The organism is Rheinheimera fenheensis (genome assembly GCF_039871805.1).
Lineage (GTDB): Bacteria > Pseudomonadota > Gammaproteobacteria > Enterobacterales > Alteromonadaceae > Alishewanella > Alishewanella fenheensis.
The window spans coordinates 520,789-547,543 of record NZ_JBDPJM010000001.1 but is presented as its reverse complement, the minus strand read 5'-3'; the positions used below and the strand labels follow the sequence as shown (position 1 = coordinate 547,543).

At 51.7% G+C, this 26,755-nt stretch carries 26 protein-coding genes; 15 read left to right on the top strand and 11 right to left on the bottom strand.

Features of this window, described 5'->3' with window-relative positions; all coding sequences use genetic code 11:
- Positions 1-29: 29 nt before the first annotated feature.
- Positions 30-752 carry a nucleotide-binding protein gene (locus ABGI61_RS02325; protein ID WP_347596249.1) on the top strand — a complete coding sequence of 241 codons (723 nt, stop codon included), beginning with the start codon at positions 30-32 and terminating at the stop codon, positions 750-752.
- Positions 709-1,029, top strand: a complete 321-nt coding sequence (locus ABGI61_RS02320; protein WP_347596246.1) for a ribbon-helix-helix protein, CopG family — start codon at positions 709-711, stop codon at positions 1,027-1,029. The genes ABGI61_RS02325 and ABGI61_RS02320 overlap by 44 nt, the downstream gene beginning before the upstream one ends.
- Before the next feature lie 6 nt (positions 1,030-1,035).
- Here the strand turns inward: ABGI61_RS02320 and ABGI61_RS02315 are convergent, their stop codons facing one another.
- Both ABGI61_RS02315 and ABGI61_RS02310 read right to left on the bottom strand, forming a co-directional pair.
- Positions 1,036-1,458, bottom strand: a complete 423-nt coding sequence (locus tag ABGI61_RS02315) for a DUF3010 family protein (RefSeq protein ID WP_347596244.1) — start codon at positions 1,456-1,458, stop codon at positions 1,036-1,038.
- A 14-nt stretch (positions 1,459-1,472) separates the two neighbouring features.
- Positions 1,473-1,835 (bottom strand): hypothetical protein, encoded by a 363-nt coding sequence (locus ABGI61_RS02310; protein WP_347596241.1) that lies wholly within the window; start codon positions 1,833-1,835, stop codon positions 1,473-1,475.
- Between the two features lie 256 nt (positions 1,836-2,091).
- On the opposite strand from ABGI61_RS02310, the gene ccoG reads away from it, so the two are divergent.
- The 7 genes from ccoG to ABGI61_RS02275 all read left to right on the top strand — a co-directional run bounded on the left by ccoG (position 2,092) and on the right by ABGI61_RS02275 (position 7,931).
- Positions 2,092-3,519 carry a cytochrome c oxidase accessory protein CcoG gene (ccoG, locus tag ABGI61_RS02305; RefSeq protein WP_347596238.1) on the top strand — a complete coding sequence of 476 codons (1,428 nt, stop codon included), beginning with the start codon at positions 2,092-2,094 and terminating at the stop codon, positions 3,517-3,519.
- The gene (locus tag ABGI61_RS02300; protein WP_347596235.1) at positions 3,519-4,514 is read left to right on the top strand and encodes a serine/threonine protein kinase; all 996 of its coding nucleotides are present in this window, start codon (positions 3,519-3,521) and stop codon (positions 4,512-4,514) included. The genes ccoG and ABGI61_RS02300 overlap by 1 nt, the downstream gene beginning before the upstream one ends.
- Positions 4,515-4,563: 49 nt before the next feature.
- Positions 4,564-5,211, top strand: coding sequence for a thiol:disulfide interchange protein DsbA/DsbL (locus ABGI61_RS02295; protein WP_347596232.1), 648 nt, complete (start codon positions 4,564-4,566; stop codon positions 5,209-5,211).
- Between the two features lie 68 nt (positions 5,212-5,279).
- Positions 5,280-5,819, top strand: a complete 540-nt coding sequence (locus ABGI61_RS02290) for a DUF6942 family protein (protein ID WP_347596229.1) — start codon at positions 5,280-5,282, stop codon at positions 5,817-5,819.
- On the top strand, positions 5,806-6,261 hold the full coding sequence (locus ABGI61_RS02285) for a hypothetical protein (protein WP_347596226.1): 456 nt from the start codon (positions 5,806-5,808) through the stop codon (positions 6,259-6,261). Before ABGI61_RS02290 ends, ABGI61_RS02285 begins: the two co-directional genes overlap by 14 nt.
- Positions 6,262-6,421: 160 nt before the next feature.
- Positions 6,422-7,213 carry a putative porin gene (locus ABGI61_RS02280; protein ID WP_347596223.1) on the top strand — a complete coding sequence of 264 codons (792 nt, stop codon included), beginning with the start codon at positions 6,422-6,424 and terminating at the stop codon, positions 7,211-7,213.
- A 256-nt stretch (positions 7,214-7,469) separates the two neighbouring features.
- Complete coding sequence (locus ABGI61_RS02275; protein ID WP_347596220.1) at positions 7,470-7,931, top strand: methyltransferase family protein; 462 nt, start codon at positions 7,470-7,472, stop codon at positions 7,929-7,931.
- Positions 7,932-7,948: 17 nt separating this feature from the next.
- On the opposite strand, the gene uvrA is transcribed toward ABGI61_RS02275, so the two are convergent.
- Both uvrA and ABGI61_RS02265 read right to left on the bottom strand, forming a co-directional pair.
- Complete coding sequence (uvrA, locus tag ABGI61_RS02270; protein WP_347596217.1) at positions 7,949-10,774, bottom strand: excinuclease ABC subunit UvrA; 2,826 nt, start codon at positions 10,772-10,774, stop codon at positions 7,949-7,951.
- Positions 10,775-10,891: 117 nt separating this feature from the next.
- The gene (locus tag ABGI61_RS02265; RefSeq protein ID WP_347596214.1) at positions 10,892-13,159 is read right to left on the bottom strand and encodes a TonB-dependent receptor; all 2,268 of its coding nucleotides are present in this window, start codon (positions 13,157-13,159) and stop codon (positions 10,892-10,894) included.
- 267 nt (positions 13,160-13,426) lie between these two features.
- Between ABGI61_RS02265 and ABGI61_RS02260 the strand changes: the two genes are divergently transcribed.
- Positions 13,427-14,458 (top strand): LacI family DNA-binding transcriptional regulator, encoded by a 1,032-nt coding sequence (locus ABGI61_RS02260; protein ID WP_347596211.1) that lies wholly within the window; start codon positions 13,427-13,429, stop codon positions 14,456-14,458.
- A gap of 197 nt (positions 14,459-14,655) precedes the next feature.
- On the opposite strand, the gene pgmB is transcribed toward ABGI61_RS02260, so the two are convergent.
- Both pgmB and ABGI61_RS02250 read right to left on the bottom strand, forming a co-directional pair.
- A complete protein-coding gene (gene pgmB / locus ABGI61_RS02255) occupies positions 14,656-15,303 on the bottom strand; it encodes a beta-phosphoglucomutase (protein ID WP_347596208.1) in 648 nt (215 codons plus the stop codon).
- On the bottom strand, positions 15,300-17,636 hold the full coding sequence (locus ABGI61_RS02250; protein WP_347596205.1) for a glycoside hydrolase family 65 protein: 2,337 nt from the start codon (positions 17,634-17,636) through the stop codon (positions 15,300-15,302). The genes pgmB and ABGI61_RS02250 overlap by 4 nt, the downstream gene beginning before the upstream one ends.
- 164 nt (positions 17,637-17,800) lie before the next feature.
- Here ABGI61_RS02250 and ABGI61_RS02245 point away from each other — a divergent pair, with 164 nt between their 5' ends.
- From ABGI61_RS02245 to ssb, 3 genes are all read left to right on the top strand, one after another.
- Entirely contained in the window at positions 17,801-19,018 is a 1,218-nt protein-coding gene (locus ABGI61_RS02245; protein ID WP_347596202.1) for an MFS transporter, read from the top strand.
- 106 nt (positions 19,019-19,124) lie between these two features.
- Complete coding sequence (locus tag ABGI61_RS02240) at positions 19,125-20,489, top strand: MFS transporter (RefSeq protein ID WP_347596200.1); 1,365 nt, start codon at positions 19,125-19,127, stop codon at positions 20,487-20,489.
- Between the two features lie 18 nt (positions 20,490-20,507).
- Positions 20,508-21,128 (top strand): single-stranded DNA-binding protein, encoded by a 621-nt coding sequence (gene ssb / locus ABGI61_RS02235; RefSeq protein ID WP_347596198.1) that lies wholly within the window; start codon positions 20,508-20,510, stop codon positions 21,126-21,128.
- A gap of 93 nt (positions 21,129-21,221) precedes the next feature.
- Here the strand turns inward: ssb and ABGI61_RS02230 are convergent, their stop codons facing one another.
- From ABGI61_RS02230 to ABGI61_RS02215, 4 genes are all read right to left on the bottom strand, one after another.
- The gene (locus ABGI61_RS02230) at positions 21,222-22,109 is read right to left on the bottom strand and encodes a LysR family transcriptional regulator (RefSeq protein WP_347596195.1); all 888 of its coding nucleotides are present in this window, start codon (positions 22,107-22,109) and stop codon (positions 21,222-21,224) included.
- Positions 22,110-22,291: 182 nt separating this feature from the next.
- A complete protein-coding gene (locus ABGI61_RS02225) occupies positions 22,292-22,834 on the bottom strand; it encodes a 1,2-dihydroxy-3-keto-5-methylthiopentene dioxygenase (protein ID WP_347596193.1) in 543 nt (180 codons plus the stop codon).
- Positions 22,831-23,514, bottom strand: a complete 684-nt coding sequence (gene mtnC / locus ABGI61_RS02220) for an acireductone synthase (protein ID WP_347596190.1) — start codon at positions 23,512-23,514, stop codon at positions 22,831-22,833. The genes ABGI61_RS02225 and mtnC overlap by 4 nt, the downstream gene beginning before the upstream one ends.
- 3 nt (positions 23,515-23,517) lie before the next feature.
- The gene (locus tag ABGI61_RS02215; RefSeq protein WP_347596187.1) at positions 23,518-24,150 is read right to left on the bottom strand and encodes a methylthioribulose 1-phosphate dehydratase; all 633 of its coding nucleotides are present in this window, start codon (positions 24,148-24,150) and stop codon (positions 23,518-23,520) included.
- Positions 24,151-24,255: 105 nt separating this feature from the next.
- Here ABGI61_RS02215 and ABGI61_RS02210 point away from each other — a divergent pair, with 105 nt between their 5' ends.
- Both ABGI61_RS02210 and ABGI61_RS02205 read left to right on the top strand, forming a co-directional pair.
- Positions 24,256-25,401 (top strand): methionine aminotransferase, encoded by a 1,146-nt coding sequence (locus tag ABGI61_RS02210; protein WP_347596185.1) that lies wholly within the window; start codon positions 24,256-24,258, stop codon positions 25,399-25,401.
- Positions 25,389-26,186 (top strand): amidohydrolase, encoded by a 798-nt coding sequence (locus ABGI61_RS02205; protein WP_347596183.1) that lies wholly within the window; start codon positions 25,389-25,391, stop codon positions 26,184-26,186. The genes ABGI61_RS02210 and ABGI61_RS02205 overlap by 13 nt, the downstream gene beginning before the upstream one ends.
- 2 nt (positions 26,187-26,188) lie before the next feature.
- Here the strand turns inward: ABGI61_RS02205 and ABGI61_RS02200 are convergent, their stop codons facing one another.
- Positions 26,189-26,692, bottom strand: coding sequence for a M48 metallopeptidase family protein (locus tag ABGI61_RS02200; RefSeq protein ID WP_347596181.1), 504 nt, complete (start codon positions 26,690-26,692; stop codon positions 26,189-26,191).
- Between the last annotated feature and the right edge of the window lie 63 nt (positions 26,693-26,755).

Genomic DNA, 26,755 nt, shown 5'->3' with positions numbered 1-26,755 from the left:
TGCACGGCCCTGTCAGCAGCCTGACAGCCATGAGTACAGATGAGGGTAGTCCGATGATTTTGTTAGTTGGTGGTGAAAAAGGTGGTAGCGGAAAAAGCTGTCTGGCGCAAAACATTGCGGTGTATTTTTCGCGTGAAAAAAACGCCAATGTGATGCTGGTTGATTGTGACCCCCAGCGCACGTCTTCAGACTGGGTGCAGGAACGGCATCTGGATCCCTCCTTACCCTGGATCAATTGCGTACAAATGTATGGCAAGATCCGTTACGAGTTAAAAAGTCTGGAAATGCACTACGACGTGGTGATTGTCGACTGTGGTGGTCAGGATAGCGTGGCGCTGCGCTCGGCCATGGTGGTGGCGTCTCATGTATTGTTTCCGCTGCGGCCAAAGCGGCGTGACCTGAAAACGCTGGAACATCTGGAAGATTTAGTCAGTGCCTGCAATGTGGTAAACCCTGAGATGATAGTCGGCTGTGTGATTACCCAATGCCCGTCGTTACCGAATCAGGCCAATCGTATTCTGGATGCCAAAGAAGTGTGTAAATCTTTTAATATCCGTGTGCTGGACGCTATTACCTACAACCGCAATGCCTATGATGACAGTGAAGAAAAGGGCCTGTCGGTGATGGACGTTGAACCCGATGGCAAAGCGGCACAGGAAATCCGTGATATAGTAACCGAGTTACTGGCAATGAAGGCGATACAAGAAGATGGCGCTGACCGATCTGAAGAAAAAGTCTCAGCCGCCCGGTAAACCCGGTTTCACGGCTGACGAGTTTATTGATGATGCCACCAATTATGCGTTGGGTATGCCGCGTATTGTCAGTATGCGGCAAATGCTACCTGATGAAGAGGACGACAATAGCCGGCTGCCAATGCGCCATGCTACTTTCACTTTAAGCCAGGAAGCCATCGATGCATTGAATGAATTAAGCCGGGCCACGGGTGAAGCCAAGTCTAAACTGATCCGCAAGCTGATCTTACAGGCAACTAAGCCGGTTAAGCGCAGCCTTAACCGGCCAAAAAAGTAACCTGGCTTACTTCATCAGGTGGGCATAAGCGGCAATAAAGGCCGTTTCCTGAAACACCTTTAACCCTGTGGCTTTAAAATCGACCGGTAGCGGGTGGCGTTTTAGCTTCTCTTTTATGTCGTTAGCACTGATCACAGCACAGTTGCAGCCGGCAATAAGCTGCAAAGCCGCCTCGATTTTAAAACCAACAGCGCCACCGGCAAATTTGCCTTTTTGTGGCCGCTCTTTAATCACCAGTTGGCTAACCTGATAATCTTCGACAAACTTGGCAAAGGTAAACTGAAAGTGGCGCATTTGCTGCTGGTCGCTGTCATTACTCAGTACAAAACGGGTTTGCCGGCAGTCAGGCAGTTCAAACAAGCCATTTTTCAGGGTCATCAGGCAGATGATGGCTTCGCTGCCTTTAATTTCAATACCGCAAGTACGCATGAACTGTCCTCTGCTTAAGGTTGGGCTAACATCTGCTGGTGCGTGTTAATAATGGCACAAACCTGGGTTAGCGGCTCGCCGAATAAAATCGGGTTAAAGTCTTTATTGATGCAGTAGTCACGGCGAAACTTCAGCAAGCTTTCTGCACTGGTGGCGGCTTTGTCGATATAGTTGCGCTGAGAGTCCCCCCACTGTTCGGCTAGCTGTTGTAACTCTTTACGGGTTTTGCGCAGGGCAGCTTCTTTATCATCGACACCGATAGCGACGTAGTCGACGACCAGGTCGACCAATTGTTCTTTATAGGGGCGCAGCAGTTGACTATCAGAAAAAGTGATCAGCAGTAAAATGATGACCACTAACCAAAAAAACTTCTTCATATTTAGGGTACTCCGCTAACAACGAGTCGCTATTGTAACGGATTACCGGGCAGAGTACATCGGGCTGTTACGGATAACCCCTGTTAACCGCGTTGTCGGTTTTGCGCCGGTAATGTCAAGCAGGTTGTCAGCGGCGTGGTATATCAGGCTGAAAAGCACGATAAAGCGGCAGGCACAGAAGTTGCTTTGTTACAGGTCAAAATTTTTTGCCGCTAAACTGTTATACTCAGCGGCAAAGGCAGTAACGGGGACAGCCGTGGATCAGCAAAAAATAGATATTAAAAACATACCCGTGCACGTTGAAGTGCATAAACCTGAGACCGGCAAAGCTGCGGTCTATCATCCGCGTGACCGTATTTACGTGCGGGCGGTGAAGGGGTTGCACCAGGCAATACGACGCTACATGGGCTTTGTCTTTATGGGGCTGTTTATGCTGCTACCCTGGCTGCGCTATGATGGCCATCAGGCGATTTTGCTGGACATTGGCGAGCAGAAATTCAATATTTTCGCCCTAACGCTGTGGCCGCAGGACTTCACCATTCTGGCCTGGATTTTTATTATCGCCGCCTATGCGCTGTTTTTTGTCACTACTTTTTATGGCCGGGTCTGGTGCGGTTATCTTTGCCCACAGTCGGTGTGGACCTTTATCTTTATCTGGTTTGAAGAAAAAATTCAGGGCAGCCGCAATCAGCGCATGAAGCTCGATGCTGATCCCTGGTCGGCGGGCAAGTTCTTCAAAAAGGCGGCAACCCACTTTTGCTGGTTGGCCTTCTCGTTACTCACCGCACTGATTTTTGTCGGCTACTTTACGCCGGTGGCATCGCTGTTTGTCGAGTTCTTCACGCTGGAAGCCGGTTTCTGGGCCGTGTTGTCAGTGCTGTTTTTTACCCTTTGTACTTACGGTAATGCGGGCTGGATGCGGGAAATTATGTGTACGCACATTTGCCCCTATGCCCGTTTTCAGTCGGCGATGTTTGATAAAGACACCTTTACCGTGACCTATGATGAGAAGCGCGGCGAAAACCGTGGCCCGCGAAGCCGTAAAGATAAAGACTACAAAGACAAGGGGTTGGGCGACTGTATCGACTGTAACCTCTGTGTGCAGGTGTGCCCTACCGGTATCGACATTCGTAACGGCCTGCAGTACGAGTGTATTAACTGCGGTGCCTGTATTGATGCCTGCGACGATACCATGACGAAAATGGGCTACCCGACCGGCCTTATCAGTTACACCACCGAGCACAGTTTAAACGGTAAACCGACTAAGGTATTGCGGCCAAAACTATTAGGTTACCTGTTGGTGTTACTGGTGGTGTGTAGTGCCTTTGTCTGGACCTTGTACAGCCGGGTGCCGTTTGAGATGAATATTATCCGTGACCGTGGCGCCTTGTACCGTATCAGTAATGACGGCTTAATAGAAAATACCTTTACCTTAAGTATTTCCAACAAGTCACAGCAGGCGGTTACCTTTAAGCTAGCAGTGGCAGCGGAAGTAGAACTGGGCTGGATTGGTGAGCAACAGGTGAGTTTACAGGGCGGGGAAACGCGCAATGTACCGATAAGCCTGGTGATGGACCCTTACGCCAGCACGGCGAAATCATTAGATATTAATTTCAGCGTAGCGCAAAGTGACAGTGGCCAGGTGCTCGAGCAGCACAGCCGTTTCTTTACCGGTAATAATTAATGGCCAGTTTTGATTTTGCCGCGCTGCAGCCGGATATGATTATCGATGCGCTGCAGCAGTACGGCCTGGATATCAGCTCTGGCCTGAGTGCGCTAAACAGCTATGAAAACCGGGTGTATCAGTTCAGCGCCTGGCAGGGCGATTCAGTGCAGGCACAAAAGTATGTGGTAAAGTTTTACCGGCCACAGCGCTGGAACCCGGCACAGTTGCAGGAAGAGCATGACTTTGCCTTTGAGCTGGCCGCGGCAGATATTCCAATGGTGGCGCCACTGCGTATTAATGGTCAGTCATTGCTGCAGTACGCCGGTTATCAGCTGGCGCTGTATCCCAGCCGTGGTGGCCGCACGCTAGAGATTGATAACGATGAACAGCTTGCCATGTTGGGGCGATTTTTGGGCCGCCTGCATCAGGTAGGCAAGGCCAGACCATTCAGCCACCGGCCTGTGCTGAGTATCGACAGTCACCTGTTGCAAAGCCAGCAGGTATTAAACACCCTGGACTTTATTCCGCCTTACCTTAAACCCGCCTTTGATACCGTGCTGCAGCAGGTCATCGACGAGTGTGTACGGCAATACAAGCCGCGTCAGCTGATCCGGCTGCATGGCGACTGCCATGCCGGAAACCTGTTTTATCACAATGACGGGCCGTTTTTTGTCGATCTGGATGATTGCCGCATGGGCCCGGCTATTCAGGACTTGTGGATGATGCTATCAGGTGACCGCCAGCAGCAGCGCTACACCCTGGAGCTGATGCTGGAAGAATATGAGCAATACTGCGACTTTGACCCGGCCGAGCTGAAGTTAATTGAGCCACTGCGCGCCATGCGGATGATCCATTATATGGCCTGGCTGGCCAGACGCTGGCAGGATCCGGCCTTTGTGCTGAACTTTCCCTGGTTTGCCACAGACAAATACTGGGAACAACAATGCCTGGCATTAAAAGAGCAGTTGTATTTACTGCAACAGCCACCACTTTCACTGGTGCCAGACTACTGAGTTTTTGCTAAGCTGTGGCCAACAAGCCTAATGAAGGACCTAAAACACAATGAAAAAGCTGTTATCTGTTATTGCAGTTGCACTGATGTTACCACTGGCAGCCTGTGCTGACAGTGCACCCAAGTTTGAACAAGGTAAGCACTACGAGGTGGTGGCCGAACAGGTAACTGCGAAGCCGGAAGTGAAAGAATATTTTTCGTTTTATTGTGGTGGCTGTAATGCTTTTGAACCGGTAGCGCAGAATTTGGCAAAAAACCTGCCAGAAGGCGTCGAGTTTAAAAAGGTGCATGTCGACTTTATTCGCGCCGCCTCACCCGAGCTGCAAAATGCGCTGGCCCGCGCTTATCTGGTGGCGAAAAACCTGGGCAAGGGCGATCAGGTAGCAAGTGCGATTTTTAACCAGATCCACCGTGCCCGCGCGCCGTTTGCCAATGAAAACGATATCCGCAATCTGGTGCTGGTGCACGACATTGACGGCGAAACCTATGATAAAGCCATGAAAAGCTTCTCTATTCGCGGCGCGGCCAACCAGATGAAAAAAGAGCAGGACGAGCTGTCTAATCGCCGGGTGTTAACCGGTGTTCCGCTGCTTATCGTCAATGGCAAATATAAAATTAATAACGCTGCACTGGACCAGCGCAATATCAGTGCAGAGCTGCAGCAACTGGTAGAGTACTTGTTGCAAAAAGACGCTTAACACCAACCTTATCGCGCGAAAAAGGCAGCTGCGGCTGCCTTTTCTCATTACCTCTGCAGGTGATCACCATGCCATCTATCAGCCCGACCGGCTTTGGCGACAACGCCGCTGTTATTCGTGTTTATGTCGATAAACGGCCACCGATGGCTGAGTATGCATCGTCGTCTGGCGTGCAGCCGATGCAGGCCGGCGAGCTCGAGCTTATCAACCGCACCTGCGGTAATGGCTGGCGTAAGCTGTTTAATGTTTACGCCAAGCTGTTGTTTGTATTGGACATTAAGCATTTTGCGTTTGCACAACAGGCACTAAGCTGGCAACAGTACCGAGATCGGCAGCTATTGCAGGCGGGTAGCCAAACTGCGTTGCTATTTAGTGCGCCTGAGCTAATGCCAGCAGAAAAAACCGTGCATATTATCGCCGGCCGTACTTATGCTAAAGCCCTGCTGGAGAGTGGTTTGCCGGCACAGCTACACTGGTTGAATAATGAATTTGCTATAGATCAGCACAACAGGTTGTTGGTTTGCCCGTATTTTGACTATCGTCAGCTCAATAATGAAAAGCTGGTCTATCTGGCCCAACTAATAAAGGCGTTAGATGAAACACCCTGAGTTAAAGACGCAGTTACAACAGCTTTGCGCCCTGCTGCAACCGTTTCAATTTGGCATTGGCGGCAGTTGCCTGCTGTGGCAGCTGGGGCTGGAACCTGCGCCTAATGATATTGATATCGTCTGCACTGAAATAGACTTTACCGTGATTTGCGCTGTGCTTAATGCCAATTTCAGCTTGCAGCCGGTCGGGCCGCACCCGCTTTATGCGTCAGCGCACTTTTGCCGTTTTAGTCGCTCAGGCTGGCCAGACATTGAGCTAATGGCCGGTATTGCGGTGGTGCAGCAGCAACAACAAACGCAGTGGACTTTTGTACCGCAGCGTTGCCACTGGCAAGACGGTATCTGCTGGATGCCGCCGGCCGACTGGCTGCAGTTGTACCAGCTGTTTAACCGGCCAGAGCGGGTAGCGCAGTTACGCCGCTATTTAGTGCAGCTAGGCTAAATAGCCTGAGTTAACACCGCTATCAGAATAATGTCCCCTTTTAAGGTTGAAAAGTAGCCAATTAGTTTATTTTGTAAAATAAAATTGAACTTTTGTTTTACATTCAAAGCTGCCCTCTGTAGTATGCGCGCCGCTATTACCAACTTAGGGATCTGAAACAATGACGTTAAAGTATGTATTACCTGTTGTCGCACTGGCCGCCACTACTGCTGTATCTGCAGAAGACTACCAGCTGTTCACCGAACTGCGCGCTGACCATGCCCGTGTTAGTGGCGACAACGAAACCAACTGGCATTTAAACGGCACTTACTTCTTCGATAAAAAAGTGACTTTAGGCCCGTTAGATCAATTCGAGTACATCAATAAAGTAACCAACATTAATGCCGGTTATTCACGCGCCTTTGACGAAAACTTCTTGCGCCTGGGCGGTGAGTATTTCGCAGCGAACGGCTTAGTGGTATCTGCTGAGCACAACCGCGTAAGCGGTGACTATATTAACGAATTTGGTCTGGGCTACTTGGTATCAGATAACTTTATTGTGCGCGCCCGTGCGGTTAAACCAGAAGACGAAAGCACGACTTACTGGTTCTCTGCCAGCTACAACCACCAGCTGCAAGGTAATGACTACGTTGGTTTTACTGCCGAAGTAGACGACGAGTTTGACTACTTCACGTTAAGCAGCAAGTACTTTGCTGCACTGAACGAAGGCCGTTATATTGCAGTAGGCGTGGCGTTAGCAGACAACGATGGCAGCTCAAGCTGGGCAGCAGAAGCCGATTACTACTTCAGCCAAATGACCTCTGTTGGCTTGTCGTACGACAAGGCTGACAATTACAGCCTGAATGCCAAGCACTTCTTTAACACCAACTGGGCGTTAGAAGCCCGCTTTGCCAGCAACAGCGATTTCTCTGGCTACAAAGTTTACAGCTTAGGCGTTACTGGCCAGTTCTAATTTCCTCTGGTAGCTACACTAGCGTTTTTGGGGCAACAGTTGTTGCCCCTTTTTTATTCTCATATTTTTCAGCAAGCGTGACAGCCGCTTCACACTTTTCTGCGCTTTAAAACCCAATATCCCACACTTTTCTGCGCATAAAAATGTGAAAACTCAACACTTCTCTGCGCCTAAAAGTGTCAGTTCAACAAATTCCCAGTCTGTAGAGTTTGCTAAGTAGTATGATGCAACTACAGAAAATGAATGGATACCCGTGATGAAAGCATTTGAACTTAAAATCCCACCGCTGGTGTTGGTGCTGCTGTTTGCCTTAGCTATGTGGGCGCTGGCGCAGTGGGTGCCACCTTTGATGCAACAGGTGATGTGGCACATTGTATTGGCGGGCATTTTTGCGATTAGCGGTGCGGCTGTAGCACTGGCCGGTGTACTGGCATTTCGCCGCGCGAATACCACAGTAGACCCACGGGTGCCGCAGCAAAGCTCTAGTTTGGTTATTCGCGGCATTTATCGCTACAGCCGTAATCCTATGTATGTTGGCTTTTTATTGCTACTGGCAGCACTGGCGTGTTTTTTGATGAACGCTGCTGCTTTTGCCTTGCTGCCAGTGTTTGTACTGTATATAAACCGGTTTCAGATAGCACCGGAAGAGCGCTTTTTGCTGCAGAAGTTTGGTGCTGATTATCAGGCTTACTGCGAAAACGTGCGGCGCTGGTTATAAGCGCCGCATCTGACAAGTTACTTAGTTAACAATGGCTTTAAATAATGCCCGGTGTAGGACTTTTCACAGGCCGCAACTTGCTCTGGTGTGCCGGCGATTAAAATTTCACCGCCACCGCTGCCGCCTTCGGGGCCTAAGTCGATGATCCAGTCGGCGGTTTTAATCACATCCAGATTGTGTTCAATCACTACGATAGTATTACCGTGATCGCGCAGCCGGTGCAGTACGTTAAGTAGTTGCTGAATGTCGTAAAAATGCAGGCCGGTGGTGGGCTCATCCAGAATATACAGCGTTTTACCGGTATCGCGTTTGCTTAGCTCGCGCGCCAGTTTTACCCTTTGGGCTTCACCGCCAGATAAGGTGGTGGCCGACTGGCCCAGCTTAATGTAAGACAGGCCTACATCCATCAGGGTTTGTACTTTACGCTTAATCGCCGGTATGGCGTCAAAAAAGTCCAGCGCGTCTTCGACGGTCATATCCAGTACTTCGTGGATATTCTTGCCTTTGTACTTAATCTCCAGCGTTTCACGGTTATAGCGCTTACCTTTACACACATCGCACGGCACATAGACATCGGGTAAAAAGTGCATTTCTACCTTAATAACACCATCACCCTGACAGGCTTCACAGCGGCCGCCTTTAACGTTAAAGCTAAAGCGGCCCACCTGATAACCACGTGAGCGCGCTTCCTGAGTACCGGCAAACAGCTCACGCACGGCGGTAAAAATGCCGGTGTAGGTGGCGGCATTGGAGCGCGGCGTGCGGCCGATCGGGCTCTGATCGATGTCAATCACTTTATCAAAGTGATCCAGGCCTTTTATCTCGCGGTGCGGCGCGGCGTCATCGCCCTCGCCTTTATTTAACACCTTATGTGCGACGCGAAACAGGGTGTCGTTAATCAGCGTTGATTTGCCTGAGCCGGATACACCGGTAACACAGGTCATCAGGCCAAACGGAATGGCAATATCGACATTCTTTAAGTTATTGCCACTGGCGCCCAACACTTCTAGCCATTTCTTACCGGGTTTGTGGCGTTTTTGCGGTACCTCAATTTTGCGCGTACCGGCCAAATACTGGCCGGTTAATGAGTCCGGTGCCGCCATGACCTGATCCAGCGTACCCTGCGCAACAATATTACCGCCGTGTACACCGGCACCCGGGCCAATGTCGATAATATGATCGGCCATCCGTACTGCGTCTTCATCGTGCTCGACCACAATCACAGTGTTACCTAAATCACGCAGGTGGGTTAAGGTGCCAAGCAGGCGATCGTTATCGCGCTGGTGCAGGCCAATCGACGGCTCATCCAGTACATACATCACGCCAACTAAACCGGCACCAATCTGACTGGCTAAGCGAATGCGCTGTGCTTCACCGCCGGAGAGGGTTTCGGCGCTGCGCGACAGGTTCAGGTAGTTCAAGCCAACGTTAACCAGAAAACTTAACCGGTCTTGGATTTCTTTTAATACTTTCTCGGCAATTTGTGCTTTTTGGCCGGTCAGTGTTAACTGCTGAAAAAACGCCATACAGTCGCCAATCGACAATTCAACCACCTGTGGCAGATTAGTCTGGCCGATAAACACATGGCGGGCTTCTTCGCGCAAGCGGGTGCCATGACAGCTGGGGCAGGCCTGATGCGCCAGGTACTTACTCAGCTCTTCGCGCACCGCATTGGATTCGGTTTCGCGATAACGCCGCTCCATATTAGGTAAAATGCCCTCAAATGGATGGCTGCGCTGCACGATATCGCCGCGATCGTTGAGGTATTTGAAATCGATTACTGTATGGCCGCTGCCGTATAAAATGGCGTCCTGCTGTTTTTTTGTCAGGCTGTTAAAGGGCACATCCAGCGCGAAGCCATAGTGGTCGGCTAACGACTTTAACATCTGGAAATAATAGAAATTACGCTTATCCCAACCCCGTATCGCACCACCGGCCAGGCTAAGCTCGTCGCTGACAATAACTTTGTTCGGGTCAAAATATTGCTTTACGCCCAGGCCATCACAGCTGGGGCAGGCACCGGCCGGGTTGTTAAACGAAAATAGCCGTGGCTCCAGCTCAACCATGGAATAACCGCAGCTGGGGCAGGCAAAATTGGCCGAGAACACCAGCTCCTCAGCATCCGGCTCGTCCATCAGTGCTACCCTTGCCACGCCGCCGGACAAACTAAGCGCGGTTTCAAAGGATTCGGCCAGCCGCGTTTTAATGTCGTCGCGCACTTTAATACGGTCGATCACCACTTCAATGGTGTGCTTTTTGTGTAAGTCGAGCTTAGGCGGATCAGATAAATCACACACTTCGCCGTCGATGCGGGCGCGGATATAGCCCTGGGCAGCTAAGGTTTCCAGTGTTTTTACGTGCTCGCCTTTGCGCTCTTGCACCACCGGCGCTAACACCATCAGTTTGGTGCCTTCGGGGAAGGTGGTGACCTTGTCGACCATTTCGCTGATGGTTTGTGCTGCCAGAGGTAAATCATGCGTTGGGCAGCGCGGTTCGCCGACGCGGGCAAACAGCAAACGCAGATAGTCGTAAATTTCGGTAATGGTACCCACAGTAGAGCGCGGGTTGTGCGAAGTCGATTTTTGCTCAATAGAAATGGCCGGTGATAAACCTTCGATATGGTCAACATCGGGCTTTTCCATCAGGCTTAGAAATTGCCGGGCATAGGCGGATAACGATTCGACATAGCGGCGCTGCCCCTCAGCGTACAGCGTATCAAATGCCAGCGATGATTTGCCCGAGCCGGACAAGCCGGTGATCACAATCAGTTTATCGCGCGGTATGGTCAGCGAGATGTTTTTCAGGTTGTGGGTGCGGGCACCGCGAATGTCGATTTTATCCATAATGGTTTCCGGTTGGGCATTAAAGGCAGCAAAACTGTACAAATATACACTAGATGGGCAGAAAAAAAAGCCTCCGCACTAAGTGGAGGCAATACGGTTAACACCGGGGAGAGGATCTTAAAAGCTGTAGCTGATATTAAAATCGATGCTACGCGGCATAATATAGCGGCCGTTCGGGCTGCCGGCACTGCGTGGGTCGCCTTCGGTAATGCCGTCCTTATCGGTCAGATTCGCCACCGATAACTGCGCTTTTAGCCGCTCGGTGACATCCAGCTGTACACCTAAGTCAATTTTGCTGTAACCGTCCAGCGTCACGCTGTTACCGTTATCACCAAAGCGGTCGGCCACTGATGATAAAGTGCCGTAGACCGTAGCGTACATATTGCCCAAGTCAAAGCCGTAGCTTGGTGTGACGCGCAGCATCCAGTCGGGCTGACGGATAGCCTGGTTACCCACCACTAGCGGATCCGGGTGGTTGGTAATCTCGGTTTCCTGCACAGTGGCATTAAGGTTAACGGCAAAGCCATTATCGGCGCGATAGTTAGCGTCAAACTCAATACCCATGGCTTCGGTGGTTAACACTTCGGCCGGTGCACCCGGGCGGGTAACAAACAGCTCACCATCCACTTCGTTGTAGAACGAGGTTAAGTAGATACTGTAATTCTGCTCGGCCCATTTGTAGCCAAACTCGTACTGGGTGACTTCTTTAATCAGCTTATCGCCGCTTTCAAAGGCGCCATAGTTATCGCGGAAATCGTCAAAAAACGGCATTTTATTGCCTTTGTTAACGCGGGCGAATACCCCCATATTACGCTGCCACATCCAGTTTACGCCGGCGGTCCAGGCGGTTTTCGTTTCGTCATAATCCACCGCTTTGCTGATATCGCCGGTTAAGCCTTCATCTACGACGTAGCTGATGTTGTGGTTTTCACGGCGCAGGCCGGCATCGACCCGCCATTGCTCATTTAACTGGTACTCTACCGCACCGTAAAAGGCACTGGTATCGCCATCACCGGTGGCGTCGATATCGTAGTTCCAGCTGCAGCTTTGCAGGTTGTCATTACAGTCGATACCGCTGAGTGCTTCGCCACCTTTTTCCACCACATGCCACAGCTGGTTGCCAATAGACCACCAGTCCTGTACCGAGAAGTTAGTGGCGTAGTACCCCAGGGTGTATACGGCGTTGTCGGTGGTTTTGCTAAAGGCGATATCGTTGGTAAAGGCTTCAATGTCTTTTAGCACCACCCAGCGGCCAATTTGCTGCACCACGGTATCGTTGTCATACACGGTGCCGGTGGCTACGCCAGTAACCGGGCCGTTAACGCCGGCAACATTGCCAAGCGTGGTCGCGCCGCCTTCCGGCACCAGGCCAAAGGTATTGGCTGCACCGGCAATATGGCTAAAGCGGTACATTAAGCGCCAGCTGTCGGTGAGGTCTAAGTCAACAGTACCGCCGGTAATGCCGCCATCCCAGCCGCGGCCGTCGCCAAAGTCAAAGCTTTGCTCTTCGCCATCCGGGCCATAGGCAATTTTACCCAAGCGGTTATTTGGCCCAATCTGGCTGTAGCTGTTATCCACCCCGGCCACATTTAGCGGTACCGGCAGGTGCCAGACACCGTGATCGTCGGTTTGGCGGGTATACACATTGATGCTGCCGTTATCCAGCTCTTTGGTGACATTAACGGTAAATTGATGGCCTTTTTCTGAGTTAAAGCCGGTTTCGCGCGGGCCTTCAGAGCTGCTGATGTAACCGCCGGCCATCACGTAAAGCCGGTCGGCAATTTCACCGCTGACGACGCCATCTACCCGGCGCAGGCCGTAGCTGGAGGTGGAGAATTTCACCAGGCCTTCGGTCACTTCACTACCTTCTTTTAACAGGAAGTTAGTGGTTAAACCGGGCTGGCCGTTCGATAACACAGGGGTAGAGCCACCGCGCAGTGCTTCCATAAAATGTACGGTTTCATCGAGGCGGAAAATGGATGAGTTTTCTAAAAACGACAGCGTTGGCGGCGGGAAAATGGGCGCACCGTTTAACTGTATGGTAACAAAGGGGGCGTCACCGGTGCTGGGAAAGCCGCGCACAAAGACGTTGGCGCCGGCAATACCGCCTGAGCTTTCGGCCCACACGCCGGGTACTACGGTAAACAGCTCAGCAGTGCTTTTCGGTGCCAGCCGGCCAATATTTTCGGCAGACACATTGGTAATGGCGTAGCTGCTGTCGACTTTAAAGCCAGACATACCGCTGGCTTTACCGGTGACGACTATTTGCTCTATCTCGCCTTGCGTTTGGGCCTCGGCGTTTTGTTCGGTGTTGGTCTGGGCGATAAGGGGCATGCTGCAAAGCAGTGCCAGTGCGGCGCTGATCTTATTGAGTCGGGCTACCATCTGTTGTTCTCCTGCTATCCTGTCGATTATAACGCCGGCGTATTAATGGCTTGGTTTAGCCTGTTTTACTTGCTGCAGTGCCGGTCGGATTTAAACATAGGTGATATTGCAATCGATTGCAATAGCTGTTTTGCTGTTTTTGCATACGATTGCAAAAGAACTTTGCTGTTTAATTGTCCACTTTGCTGAATGCTGCCGTTGCGACCCTGTGCCCATTGAGGCATTATTGCCGTTAAGTGCAGTGCAAACGGACTAAAAGTAGTTAACGTGGGAATAAAACCGGCAAAAACCCTGACTTTATCTGATATTGCCCGGCTGGCCGGCGTGTCGGAATCTACCGCATCACGCGCTTTGCGCGATAACCCGGTGATTAATGCGCAAACGCGGGAAAAAGTGCAGCAAATCGCGGCCGAGCACCAGTTTAAGGTCAATGCCACTGCCCGCAGCCTGCGCACGCAAAAAAGCCATACTATCGCCGTTATTATTCTGTTTGATGCCAAAACCCAGCAAACCATTACCGATCCGTTCTTGCTGGACATTCTCGGTGTTATTGCCGATGAGTTGACCCGTCAGGGCTACGATATGCTGCTGAGCACCAGCAAAACCACTGACAAAGACTGGCGCAGCTACTACTTCGATTCTAAACGCGCCGATGGCCTGATTGTGATTGGCCAGGGCGAGCATGATGAGCGGGTAGAACAACTCAGCAGTGCCGGTGTGCCTTTTGTCGTCTGGGGTGCACCCACCGGCAGCGAAGCCTTTGCGGTTATTGGCAGCGACAATCGTCAGGGCGCTACGCTGGCGGTTAGCCATTTGCTGGCACAAGGCTGTAAGCGCATTGCCTTTTTGGGCGATATCCGCCATACCGAAATTGAAATGCGTTATCTGGGTTATCAGGACGCCTTGCAGGCCGCCGGCACAAAGCCTGAACCCCTACTGCAGCTTAATACCGACTTTACCGCCCAGGCTGGTTATGTGCAGACGCAGCAGGCATTGTTTAAGCAGCTTGGCAGCCTGGATGGTATTTTCGCCGCCAGTGATGCTATTGCCATGGGCGCGATGAAAGCGCTGCTGGAGCACGGTGTCAGTGTGCCGCAACAGGTCGCGCTGGTGGGCTTTGATGATATTGCCATGTCGGCCTACTGTACGCCGTCGTTAACCACGGTGAAGCAGGACACTCAGGCCGGTGGTAAATTACTGGTTGCGCAATTACTTGGCCAGATCAATGGCGCTAAGGCTGCCTCGCAGTTGCTGCCGGTTAAGTTAATTGAACGGCAGTCGAGCTTGCGGAGAAGTTAGCGCGGCGAGACTTTGCCGTGGCTTGCGTTACCATTGCCGTCGGGCTCGCCACAGCAACTACTCCAGGCTTCCTGCCTTACGCAAGCCAGCTAAAGCTGTTCAAATTCGTTCCTGACGAATTTGTCGCCCTTATGCCTGCGGCAGGGCTCAGACACTCTGTGTCACCCCGTCAGCAATGCTAACCGCCACTCGAACCCTCAGACACTTATCAGTTCTTCAAGCGTTATCGCCTTCACACTTGAATATACCCTGATAGCCCTATTTAGTACTTTTGCATCACCAATGCCGATGGCTTTCATACCGGCGCGGTTAATAGCTTCTATGCCGGCCAGGGCATCTTCCACGCCGATACAGTGCTTTGGCGGCACACCCAGCCCTTTGGCGGCGAGTAAAAACACTTCCGGGTCGGGCTTGCTGTTCACCACCTGATTCGCATCGGCAATATAGTCAAACTGTGCTGCAATGCCTAAGCGCTCAACCACAAAGGCGGCATTTTTACTGGCCGAGGCCAGGCCAATTTTTATAGCGCGCTGCTTTAATTCCGCAAAGAGCGCTGCCACACCGGGGTAGAGGTTATCCGGTGTTATGTGGTCGATAAGCTTAAGATAATGCGCGTTTTTTTGCTGCATTAGCCGCGCTTCTTCGGCTCCGCTTAGCGTTAAGCCACCTTGTTGCAAAATCCAGCGCAGCGAGCCTAAGCGGTCAACGCCTTTTAGCTGCTCGTTATCCTGCTCGGTAAAGTGAATGCCCAGCTCATCGGCTAATGCCTTCCAGGCATAAAAGTGGTAAATGGCGGTGTCGGTTAACACGCCGTCCAGATCAAAAATGACTGCCTGGCAACTCATACATGCTCTCCTAACACCCGGCTGGTTGTTTCACCTTCATTCAGTGTCAGCGCTTGTGCGGCGTGAAACAGTGTTAATGGCTCGCCGCTTACAAGTGTATAACTGGCCTGTTGCTGGTCGGCACTAAATTGCAGCAGCCGGCCGCGATAATTTAAGCGAAAGCTGAGACCCGGTAGCTGAGCGGGCAGCAGAGGGTTAAAGTGCAGGCCATCGGCGCGCAAGCGCACGCCGGCAAAGCCCATCACCAGCGACAGCCAACTGCCGGCCATACAGGCGATATGCACGCCTACTTCGGTGTTGCCATGGTGGTTGTCCAGATCCATTCGGGCACTGTCACCAAAAAACGCGTGTGCCCGCGCAGTGTCGCCGGTTTCGGCAAACACTATGCTGTGAATACAGCTGGATAAGCTGGAGTCATGGGTGGTAAGCGGCTCGTAATAGGCCAGATCGCGCTGCTTTTGCGCCTGGGGAATCGCATCGTCCAGCAGCAGTAGCGCCAAGACCACATCGGCCTGCTTTAACACCTGGTGGCGATAAATCACCAGCGGGTGATAGTGCAGTAGCAGCGGGTACTTGTCGGTCGGTGTATTGGCAAAATCCCACGGCTTACGGCTTAAAAAGTTATCGTCCTGGGCATGTATTTGCAGCATGTCATCAAAGGGCAGGTACATGTTGTCGGCAGCCCGTTGCCACTGTTGTAATTCGGCTTCTGTAACCCCTAGTTGCAGCAACAGCGGGTGTTGCTCTGCCTGCAGTTGCTGCACTATTTGCAGCGTAAACTTTAGCTGCAATTGCACCATAGCATTGGTGTAAAAGTTATTGTTTACCAGCGCCGAGTACTCATCAGGCCCGGTTACCATATGAATTTCAAACTTACCGCTGCGCGAAGAGAAAAAGCCCAATTGCAGCCAGAGACGGGTGGTTTCAATCAGCATTTCCGCGCCCATTTGCTGCATAAAAGCCCAGTCATCGCTGGCCAGATAATAGCTGCGAATGGCATAAGCAATAGCAGCATTAATATGGTACTGCGCGGTACCAGCCGGAAAATAGGCCGAGCACTCTTCACCGCCGATGGTGCGCCAGGGGTACAGTGCACCCTGACTGTGCGACATCTGCCGGGCGCGCTCGCGCGCCGCATCCAACTGACTATACCGCTGACTTAGCAGGGCGCGGGCAATCTGTGGCTGGGTCAGGCTCATTACCGGCACCACGTAAATTTCGGTATCCCAGAAATAATGACCGTCATAGCCCGGGCCGGTTAAGCCTTTGGCAGCGATATTACTCTGACCATTACGACCGGCCGATTGCGCCAGGCTAAACAGGTTAAAGCGCATGGCTTGTTGCAGCGCCACATCGCCTTCAATACCCACATCGGCCTGCTGCCAGTATTGCTGCCACCATTGCTGGTGTTCGCTTAGCAGCTGGTTAAAGCCCTGCTGCCGGGCACGGTTAAGCAAACGCAGCGCTTGTTGCGACAGGGCCTCGCCCGCCTCAATGTCAGCACTGTGGCAGTAAATCACCAGCTTGTGCAGGGTTTGCGCTTCACCTTGTACCAGTTTCAGTGAAAATTGTTGGTTAAGTTTATTAGGTGTTGTGTCGTCCTGCGCCAGTGAGCTGGCGCTGTCTGGCAGCAGATGGCTCGCTGCCGCCGCCACGATAAAATGAGCGCCTTTGGCACGGTGCAGCATCAGGCTGTTGTCATCATTAAACTGTTGCCTGAGCAGGGTTAAGCTGTCGGCAATCGACATTTCACCCACCCTTGGGTCGTCTTTTTTGTAAAAACCCGGATAAGCCGCATCCAGACCACTTTGCAGTACCACTTCGCCGGAAAAATTCACTGCCGTTAGGGTCAGCTCTATCGCCAGCAGGTTTGGGTTGGCCTGTGACACAAAGCGGCGACTTTGCAGGCGCAGCTGTTTGCCGCTTTGGCTGTGCCATTCAGTATGCCGGCTGAGTACACCGTTCTGTAAATCGAGTTGCCGTGTGTGCTTAACGGCAGTTTTAGCATGCAGGGCTTCACCGTCGATACTCAGCTTAAGCTGCTTGCCGTTGGCCACCTGCAGCATCTTATGGTTATGTTTGGCAAAGCCGTAAGCTGACTCACCATAATGAATAGGCTCACTGCTGTACACGCCGTTTAAATAGGTGCCCTCACAGCTGGCGGTACCTTCTGCCGCACCTTCTTCCAAGGTACCGCGGCTACCGATATAACCATTACCCAGGCTGAGAAGGGTTTCCTGCAGCAGCAGATGCTGTGGCTGATAATGGCTGTCGGTGAGCGTCCAGGGCTCGGTAGTCAGGGGCCGCACGGCGGCGTGAGGTTGTAACGACATAAAGCATACCCGCTTGTCTGGCTGTAAATAAGCTTAATATACAGCTTTTGCAATCGATTGCAATATGCATCAAAACCGCGCTATAGTACAAAATGTCAGCAAAGTGACTGACAACAGGGTTAAATAACAGACGCTGTACTAAACAGCCAAAAGAGAACAACAATATGGCCACTATGCGTATCCGCTTATCCTTGCTGCTGACCTACTTTGTGTTTGCCATTTTGCTCAACAGTGTTGGCACTGTGATTTTGCAGGTGATCCACACCTATCAAATCAGTAAAGAAGCGGCCAGTGTGCTGGAGGGCTTTAAAGATATTCCTATTGCGGTGGTGTCTTTTGTCATCGCCTCTTTTCTGCCGCGGCTGGGTTACAAGCTGGCGCTGCAGCTGGCATTAATGCTGGTGACACTGGCTTGTGTTGCTATGCCGTTATTGCCGGCGTTCTGGACGACCAAGCTGCTGTTTTTCACCGTTGGGGCCAGTTTTGCACTGGTAAAAGTCTCGGTATACGCCAGCATTGGTATGGTTACCGAAACCAAAGCTGCGCATGCGTCTTTGCTAAATTTTATTGAGGGCGGCTTTATGCTGGGGGTGTTGTCGGGCTACTGGCTGTTTGCCGCTTTTATGGACCCAACAGCACCGGCGTCAGATAGCTGGCTACAGGTTTACTGGCTGCTGGCGCTGCTGTGTGTTGCCAATTTGCTGCTGCTAAGCAGTACGCCGTTTCCTAAGCTGGTGTTACCGCCAACTCAGGCGCTGCGGCAGGATTTTATCGCCATGCTGCAGCTGGTGTATAAACCGCTGGTGTTTGTGTTTGTGCTATCCGCGTTTTTATATGTGTTAATCGAGCAGGGCATTGGCAGCTGGCTGCCGACCTTTAATAACGAAGTACTGCAGTTGCCCAACCAGCTTAGTGTGCAATTGACCAGCATTTTTGCCGCCAGCTTAGCGCTGGGCCGTATTTCGGCCGGGGTTATCTTAAAGAAACTGTCCTGGTATTGGCTGTTAAACGGCTGCCTTATTGCGATGGCGCTGCTGATCCTACTTACGCTGCCATTAACACGGGATATCGCCCACAATGCTGAGGTTACGCTGTTTACTGCACCGCTGGCGGCTTATCTGTTTCCGTTAATTGGCCTGTTTATGGCGCCCATCTACCCGGTAATTAACTCGGTCATGTTAAGTGCATTGCCTAAAGTCCAACATGCTCCTATGACCGGGCTTATTGTGGTGTTTTCAGCGCTGGGCGGTACCACCGGCTCTATGATAACCGGCTACACCTTTGCCAGTTTCGATGGTCAGACGGCATTTTATTTAAGCTTGCTACCGCTTAGCCTGCTGTTGCTATCGGTAGGGTTATTTCACCGCCAAAGCCAGCAATAAGCCATAAGTGAGGCATAAACTACTACAGTTGCGAGCCAGCTACTTAAAGCGCGCCGGTTCTGTGCTACACTGGCGCGCTTAATTTAAACGCTTTGCTGTGAGTTTAATGCATCAGTTAAATTCCCTTGAAAAACGCTCTGCCCTGGCACTGGCGCTGGTATTTTCCAGCCGCATGCTGGGGCTGTTTATGCTATTGCCGGTGTTTGCCCTCTATGGCCAGCAGTTGCAAGGCTTTTCACCATTGTGGATTGGCCTGGCCATTGGCGCTTATGGTTTAACCCAGGCCATCTTGCAAATTCCCTTAGGCTGGTTATCTGACCGCATTGGCCGCAAACCTGTAATGTTGGGCGGCCTGGCATTATTTGCGCTGGGCTCGGTCGTTGCAGCGCTGGCTGACTCAGTGTATCTGGTGACGCTGGGAAGGGTGTTACAGGGTGCAGGTGCCATTGCCGGGGCGATACTGGCCTTTGCTGCCGATGTGACCCGTGAAGAACAGCGGCCAAAAGTAATGGCCATTATCGGTGCCAGTATTGGTTTAAGCTTTGCCGCAGCCATGATACTTGGGCCCCTATTGGCAAAATGGGCCGGCTTAACTGGCGTATTCTGGTTTACCGCGCTGCTGGCGTGCATCGCTATGCTGCTGGTGGCGTTTTTATTGCCAAATAGTGTGAATAAAGCACCTATGGCCGAAACGCTGGCGCTGCCACAAAGCTTGCTGGCTATGCTGAAACATCGGCAGTTATTGCAGTTAGATGCCGGTGTGCTACTGCTGCATTTAATGCTTACCGCCATGTTTGTGGTGTTACCTGCACTGTTACAGCAATATGGTTTAGTCTCAACCCAACACTGGCAGTTTTACCTGCCGCTGCTGCTGGGCTCCTTTGTGCTGATGATCCCAATGATGATTATCGCTATGCGCAAAGCGCAGGAAAAAGGCTTTTTTCTGCTGGCGATAGCGCTGTTAATTGCGGCCATGTTAGTGGCGCTGCTCGTACCCGGCTTTTGGCCACTGACCGTCGCCTTGCTGCTATTTTTTGTTGGCTTTAATTTTTTAGAGGCCAGTTTGCCGGCACTGGTGTCACGGGTGGCACCTGCCGGCCAACGTGGCAGTGCTATGGGTATTTATTCCAGTAGCCAGTTTTTCGGCGCCTTTTTAGGCGGCATTCTTGGTGGTGCCGTAGTACAACATTTTGGCTACCAATCACTGTTTGCTGTGCTGGCAGTTATTGGTTTAATATGGCTGCTCGTTGCCAGCACCCTTCGCATTCCACCGCGCGCTCAGCGCTTGTCATTGGCGGTGTCGATACAGTCGGAGCAACAGGCTAAGCAACTAGCCAATCAATTAACGGCATTAGCCGGGGTGCAGGAAGTGACATTGCTTCTGGCAGAGCAGCGCTGTTATCTGAAAGTCAGTTCAGCACAATTTGACACAGCGCAGGCGCAGGCGATGATCGCCGCGGCCGGGGCTTAACATTTTAGGAGAATTCGCATGGCGCGTGGCATTAATAAAGTAATACTGATTGGCAACCTGGGTACTGACCCGGAGGTGCGCTATATGCCGCAAGGCGGCGCAGTGGCTAATTTAACCGTAGCCACCTCAGAAAGCTGGACCGACAAAGCCACTAATGAAAAAAAAGAGCAAACCGAATGGCACCGCGTAGTGATTTACCAGCGTCTGGCCGAGATTGCCGGTGAGTACCTGCGTAAAGGCAGCAAAGTTTATATTGAAGGCAAGCTGAAAACGCGCAAATGGCAGGACAAAGACGGTGTAGAGCGTTATACCACTGAAATTATTGCCAACGAGCTTCAAATGTTAGACGGTCGTGGTGACGGTCAGCAACAAGGCGGTGGCATGGCTGGTGGTATGAGCGGCGGCCAGCAAGGCGGTTACCAGAAGCCGGCTCAACAACAAGGCGGTTATCAGCAAGCCGCACCGCAGCAGGCTTATCAGGCGCCGGCGCAAGGTGGTTATCAGCAAGCTGCACCACAACAAGGTGGCTTTCAACAGCGGCCGGCACAGCCACAAGGTGGCTACCAGCAACCGGCTCAGCCGCAACAACGCGCGCCGATGGAACCGCCTATCGACTTTGATGACGATATCCCGTTCTAGCCCTGAACTAAAGTGGCAAAACAGTTAAAAACACACCCCGCTTAGCGGGGTGTGTTTTTTGGTAGTCCCACTGCGATAAGGTGGTATCGAATGCTAGTTATCTATATGAAAACTCTGCAGCACCCAGTCTATCAGTAGCTGTATTTCCTGCCGGTTTGGATCATCATCGTGCCGCACCAGATAGTAGCGGTCGCGGCTTAGCAGTTCTTGCTCAAATAAGCGTTGTAGGCTGCCGTTACTAAACCAGCCGGCACTTATAGGCAGAGGTATTAATGCTACGCCTAAGCCTTGCTGTGCCGCCCGCGCCACGCTAAACATGCTGTCGAGCTGAATAATTTGCTTCGGCGCAAAATCATGATAACCCACGTGCTCGGCCCATTGATGCCAGGCATGCGGCCGTGCCTGATGCAAAATTAGCGGCACCTGCTCCAGTATGCGGTAGCCTTTACTGTGCCATTTCTGGTACTGCTGCGGGTTACAGGCCGGAATGTAGCTTATTGGAAATAGGTCATATACCTGTTTTTGCTCAGGCCGTTTGCCTGACAGCACGATAGACAAATCGGTATATTTCGGGCTGTCTCGGCGTGATTTTATGGTTTCCAGCGTCAAATTGATATTTGGATATTGTTCAGACCAACCAATCAGCCGCGGTACAAACAGCTCGCTGGCAAAAAACTCCGGCATCGAAATACTCACCTGCAGCATGCGCTCGGCCTGGCTGAAATCCGCAATGGTATCCGCCAGTTGCTCCATCAGAGGTGCGATAGCCTGATAAAAACGCTTACCGGCCTCGGTTAGCACCACGGCCCGGGTTTTACGCTCAAACAGGGCCAGATTAAGGTTGTCTTCCAGCTGTTTAATCTGATGGCTTACCGCCGACGGCGTTAAATACAGCTTTTTTGCCGTCTCTTTAAAACTCAGACACTCGGCGGCGACGCAAAAACAACGCAGGCCGCGCATCGGGGTGTGCAGTGGTAACATAGTTAATTAGCTCTGGTGCTTAGTGCATGCTGCCATAGTATGGCAGCAGAATATGACAAGGATAAGCAAAAGCAGTACCAGCGCAAGCACTGCAGTTAATTAATTGATCTTGATTTACTTTATACGCTTATCAGAAGCTGGCTACTCCTGGTATTGCACTGTGTTGGGGCATTTTAAGCACCTCAAGGCAATAACGGAAAGCGGCTGGCAATATCGTTGCCGGTAAAATTAGCCACCCAGCCCTCGGGGTTGTTAAATAAACGGATAGCAGTAAACTCCGGTTCGCTGCCCATATCAAACCAATGCGTGGTACCTGCAGGAACACTGATTAAATCATTTTGCTGACACAGCACCTGATACACCTTGTCGGCGATATGTAGACAAAACAAACCCTGGCCGCGAACAAAAAACCGTACTTCATCTTCACTATGGGTATGCTCGGCGAGAAATTTTTGCCGCAATGCCGCTTTATCCGGATGCTTGGCGCTCAGCGATATCACATCCACCGTAATATAACCGCCTTCTGCCTGCAGCTTGGCAATATCGGTGGCGTAGGCAGCCTGGATCTCATCGGCACTGCTATCTGCACTAATCGGCGCGTTCGCCTGCCACTGCTCAAAGCGCACACCGGCAGTGTGTAACTGTTGCTGAATATCATGGCTATTGCGGGTATGCAGCAGCGGCTGCGCCGGATTATCGCTGCTATAAACGGTTAGTTCGCTCATGCAATCAGCTCCTCAACCTCGTTAAAGTTATGCGCTGTGGCATGACGGGCGCTCGCCTGGCCTTCTCGGATCAGTTGTATGGTAGCCATACCCAGTGGTGCAGCAGCATCCAGCTCGGCCACCACATCGGATAAAAACAGCACCTGCTTTGGCGGTAGCTGTAAGTGCTGCAAGATGGCAGCATAAGAAGACATCTCGCCTTTGCCGCCGATGCGGGTGTCAAAATAGCCGCTAAACAGCGGTGTCATATCGCCAAAGTCACTGTATCTGAATAAAAGCTGCTGTGCCTGTACTGAACCTGAGCTGTAAACATATAGCTTTACGCCCTGTTGCTGCCAGCGCTTTAATGCTTCAAATACATCCTGATAGACATGGCCGCTAAAAGCACCGCTTTGATAACCATGCTGCCACACCATGCCCTGCAGCGCTTTTAGTGGGGTAACTTTTTTATCTTCGGCAATCCATTGCTGCAGCTGTGCAATAACGGCGTCAAGGCTGGCGTCGGGCTGTTGCATCAGGCTGCGGCAGGCGGCCAGTTGCTCGGCAACGGCTGGATCGCTGGCATGCTGCTGCATAAATTCCGGCAGCTCGCGTGCTGCATAAGGGAACAGAATCTCGGTTACAAAACTGATCCGGCTGGTAGTGCCTTCAATGTCGGTGATAATGGCTGAGTACTTCACGGTTTACCTTGTTAGCTTTAACCTCTCAAGCTCACAGTTTATAAGAAACTCCCAGCCTTCTAAATGCCTTTTTGCCTCATCCAGGCTGCGGCCCCAGACATAAAGGCCATGACCGCGTACCAGTAAGCCCCAGTTTAGCGGCTGCTGTTGCCAGCGCTGACGAACTTGCTCAGCTAAAGCCGGGATATCCTGCGTATTATCAAACACGGCCAGGGTGCACGGCGCGTCATGGCAACTATGGCCGCTAATCGCTTTTTGCATCTCATAACCACAGAACTGGTAACTATCGTCTTTGATAAGACGCGAGAACACGGTTGCCTGCACCGAATGGGTGTGCAGCACGGCTTTTACCTGACTATCCAACTGGTACAACTGGGCGTGAAGCGCAGTTTCGGCCGAGGGCTTTCCAGGGCAGCTAAGGGTGCCATCCTGCCAGCTAACGGGTAATAAGTCCTGTGGGCTTAGCTCACCTTTATCTTTACCTGAAGCGGTAACCAGCGCGCTATTCTCGCTGCTTCGGATGGAAAAATTACCGCCGGTAGCGGGTACCCAATGACGGCTGGCGATCCAGCGACCCAGCGCACATAAGGCGATGGCATTGGGGTTAAGCTGATGCAGCTGGGCAGTATTATTCATAATAAAGTTAACCTGATTGCTATACGCTTAAACGTTTAGATGTCTATACACAAAACGGGCTAAATGATAGCATTCAAGCCGGTTTTCGCAACTTTTTCTTGTCTTATGTCATTTGCAAGCAAACTGCCAGCTGTAGGTACCACCATCTTCAGCCAGATGTCGCAGCTGGCTGCCCAGCAGCAAGCGATTAATTTGTCTCAGGGTTTTCCGGATTTTGCCGCCAGCGACGTGCTGATAAGCCGGCTGGCGCACCATGCTCGTCAGGGGCTGAATCAGTATGCACCGATGCCAGGCATTGCCGTACTGCGCGAGCAAATCGCCGCCTTGTTAAAGCAGTGCTACGGCCGGGCTGTCTGCCCTGAACAGGAAGTGACGGTAACCAGTGGTGCTACCGAAGCTTTGATGGTGGCGATTAGTGCCGTAGCAGGGGCAGGTGATGAAGTGATTGTGTTTGATCCGGCCTATGACAGTTACGCCCCTGCGATAGCGTTAAACGGCGCTAAAGCGGTGCACATTGCATTACAGGCACCGGATTACCGGGTTAACTGGCAGCAGGTCGCGCAGGCGATAACCGCTCGCACCAAGCTGATTATTGTTAACAGCCCGCACAACCCCAGCGGCATGGTGTTTAGCCAGCAGGACTGGCTGGCTCTGCAGCAACTAGCGGTTAAGCATCAGTTGTACTGCATCAGTGATGAAGTGTACGAACATATGGTGTTTGATGCGGCGCCACAGCTTAGTGCCAATAGCTTTGCTGATTTGGCGGCGCGCAGCTTTATAGTGTCGTCGTTTGGTAAAACCTTTCATGTTACCGGCTGGAAGCTGGGCTATTGTGTGGCACCGGCGCTACTGAGCAGCGAGTTTCGTAAAATCCATCAGTATGTTACTTTTTCCAGCTTTACCCCGGCGCAATATGCCATTGCCGATATGCTGGCAGAGCACCATGAGCAGGTGAACGGCTTGGCGGCGTTCTATCAGCAAAAGCGCGATAGCTTCGCAGCTTTACTGGCCAATAGTCGTTTTACGTTACTCCCTTGTCAGGGGACTTATTTTCAGCTGGCCGATTACAGCGCCATCAGTGACTTGGATGATGTGGCGTTTTGTCGCTGGCTGACCATTGAGCACAAAGTGGCGGCGATTCCGCTGTCAGTGTTTTATCAGACGCCACCTGACAGCCGTATTATCCGTTTCTGCTTTGCCAAGCAACAGAGTACCTTGCAAGCTGCGGCGGAGGTGCTATGTCAGCTTTAACCGAACTGTCAGCTTTAACTGAACTTAGGGTAGCGCTACTGCAAACCGAACTGGTATGGCAGGACGGCGCAGCTAACCGGCAGCAACTGGCGGCACAGTTACAAGATGTACAAGCTGATTTAATTGTGCTGCCAGAGATGTTTAGCACAGGCTTTTCTATGCTAAGCAGTGAAATTGCCGAGCCTGAAGGCGAAACATTAGCCTGGCTGGCGCTGCAGGCGAAACAACTTGGCGCAGCCATTGTCGGTTCGGTGGCGACCCGGCTTGATAGCGGCTGTGTTAACCGTTGTTACTTTGTGACGCCAGAAGGTGAGGTCAGCTACTACGACAAAAAGCATTTGTTCCGTATGGCCGGCGAGCATCAGGCCTATCAGGCCGGGGCAGAGCGTGTCGTGGTGCAGTACCGTGGCTGGCGTATTTTGCTGCAAGTATGTTACGACCTGCGCTTCCCGGTATTTAGCCGCAACCTTAATGACTACGACATCGCGCTCTATGTTGCCAACTGGCCGGCGCCACGTAGCCACGCCTGGCGCGCCTTGTTGCAGGCACGGGCGATAGAAAATCAGGCTTATGTGCTTGGTTGTAACCGGGTCGGCACCGATGGTAATGCTATTGCCTATCGCGGTGATAGTTTAATTATTGATTATCTTGGTCAGCCACAGGCAGACTTGGCGCCTGACGAGACTGGCATATTAACGGGAACGCTGGATTTAACCACGCTTCGACAGTACCGGCAGCAGTTTCCAGCACACCTGGATGCCGATAAGTTTTCTTTGTTAGGTTAAGATTAACTTTCGGCTTTGCTCAGATCCCGCCACAGCAACCAAAGTCGCGTATCCAGCTCCAGTTGGTGGTAGTGCGGCTCCATATGCTGACATAGCTGGTAAAACGCTTTGTTATGTTCTTTTTGTTTAAAGTGCGCCAGTTCATGCACCACTATCATGCGCAGAAATTCGGCCGGTGCTTGTTTAAACAACGCCGCTATACTAATGCTGTTATGGGCTTTGAGTTTGCTGCCATGCACACGCGAGGCAAAGGTGTGCATGCCCAGCGCCTGTTTAATAATGTTCAGTTTACTGTCATAGCGCACCAGGCTCAGTGGCGGGCTATTGCGCATAAAGTCGTTTTTTAGCTCGTTAACATAGCTGTACAACGCTTTGTCGCTTTGGATCTGATGCGTTTGAGGGTATTTACTGTGCAAATACTGCGACAGTTTACCACTGTTGGCTAATTCAGTTGCCTGTTGCTGAATGCTGGCCGGATACCCCGCCAGATAGTTAATTGCTTGCAAAGTGTCTTCCTAAAATAAAACTGGCGCAATTATAAGCCGTAGTGGCAGCGGCGTCAGCCGTAA

Bases quoted from the DNA above. Each gene is read 5' to 3' on its own strand.
- ABGI61_RS02290 (WP_347596229.1), top strand. From the start codon at position 5,280: ATGCCATCTATCAGCCCGACCGGCTTTGGCGACAACGCCGCTGTTATT.
- ABGI61_RS02325 (WP_347596249.1), top strand. From the start codon at position 30: ATGAGTACAGATGAGGGTAGTCCGATGATTTTGTTAGTTGGTGGTGAA.
- ABGI61_RS02210 (WP_347596185.1), top strand. From the start codon at position 24,256: ATGTCATTTGCAAGCAAACTGCCAGCTGTAGGTACCACCATCTTCAGC.
- ABGI61_RS02230 (WP_347596195.1), bottom strand. From the start codon at position 22,109: ATGTTACCACTGCACACCCCGATGCGCGGCCTGCGTTGTTTTTGCGTC.
- ABGI61_RS02285 (WP_347596226.1), top strand. From the start codon at position 5,806: ATGAAACACCCTGAGTTAAAGACGCAGTTACAACAGCTTTGCGCCCTG.
- ABGI61_RS02295 (WP_347596232.1), top strand. From the start codon at position 4,564: ATGAAAAAGCTGTTATCTGTTATTGCAGTTGCACTGATGTTACCACTG.
- ABGI61_RS02310 (WP_347596241.1), bottom strand. From the start codon at position 1,835: ATGAAGAAGTTTTTTTGGTTAGTGGTCATCATTTTACTGCTGATCACT.
- ABGI61_RS02205 (WP_347596183.1), top strand. From the start codon at position 25,389: ATGTCAGCTTTAACCGAACTGTCAGCTTTAACTGAACTTAGGGTAGCG.
- ABGI61_RS02320 (WP_347596246.1), top strand. From the start codon at position 709: ATGGCGCTGACCGATCTGAAGAAAAAGTCTCAGCCGCCCGGTAAACCC.
- ABGI61_RS02215 (WP_347596187.1), bottom strand. From the start codon at position 24,150: ATGAATAATACTGCCCAGCTGCATCAGCTTAACCCCAATGCCATCGCC.
- ABGI61_RS02280 (WP_347596223.1), top strand. From the start codon at position 6,422: ATGACGTTAAAGTATGTATTACCTGTTGTCGCACTGGCCGCCACTACT.
- ABGI61_RS02265 (WP_347596214.1), bottom strand. From the start codon at position 13,159: ATGGTAGCCCGACTCAATAAGATCAGCGCCGCACTGGCACTGCTTTGC.
- ABGI61_RS02250 (WP_347596205.1), bottom strand. From the start codon at position 17,636: ATGTCGTTACAACCTCACGCCGCCGTGCGGCCCCTGACTACCGAGCCC.
- ABGI61_RS02300 (WP_347596235.1), top strand. From the start codon at position 3,519: ATGGCCAGTTTTGATTTTGCCGCGCTGCAGCCGGATATGATTATCGAT.
- ssb (WP_347596198.1), top strand. From the start codon at position 20,508: ATGGCGCGTGGCATTAATAAAGTAATACTGATTGGCAACCTGGGTACT.
- uvrA (WP_347596217.1), bottom strand. From the start codon at position 10,774: ATGGATAAAATCGACATTCGCGGTGCCCGCACCCACAACCTGAAAAAC.
- ABGI61_RS02275 (WP_347596220.1), top strand. From the start codon at position 7,470: ATGAAAGCATTTGAACTTAAAATCCCACCGCTGGTGTTGGTGCTGCTG.
- ABGI61_RS02315 (WP_347596244.1), bottom strand. From the start codon at position 1,458: ATGCGTACTTGCGGTATTGAAATTAAAGGCAGCGAAGCCATCATCTGC.
- pgmB (WP_347596208.1), bottom strand. From the start codon at position 15,303: ATGAGTTGCCAGGCAGTCATTTTTGATCTGGACGGCGTGTTAACCGAC.
- ABGI61_RS02240 (WP_347596200.1), top strand. From the start codon at position 19,125: ATGCATCAGTTAAATTCCCTTGAAAAACGCTCTGCCCTGGCACTGGCG.
- ABGI61_RS02245 (WP_347596202.1), top strand. From the start codon at position 17,801: ATGGCCACTATGCGTATCCGCTTATCCTTGCTGCTGACCTACTTTGTG.
- ABGI61_RS02225 (WP_347596193.1), bottom strand. From the start codon at position 22,834: ATGAGCGAACTAACCGTTTATAGCAGCGATAATCCGGCGCAGCCGCTG.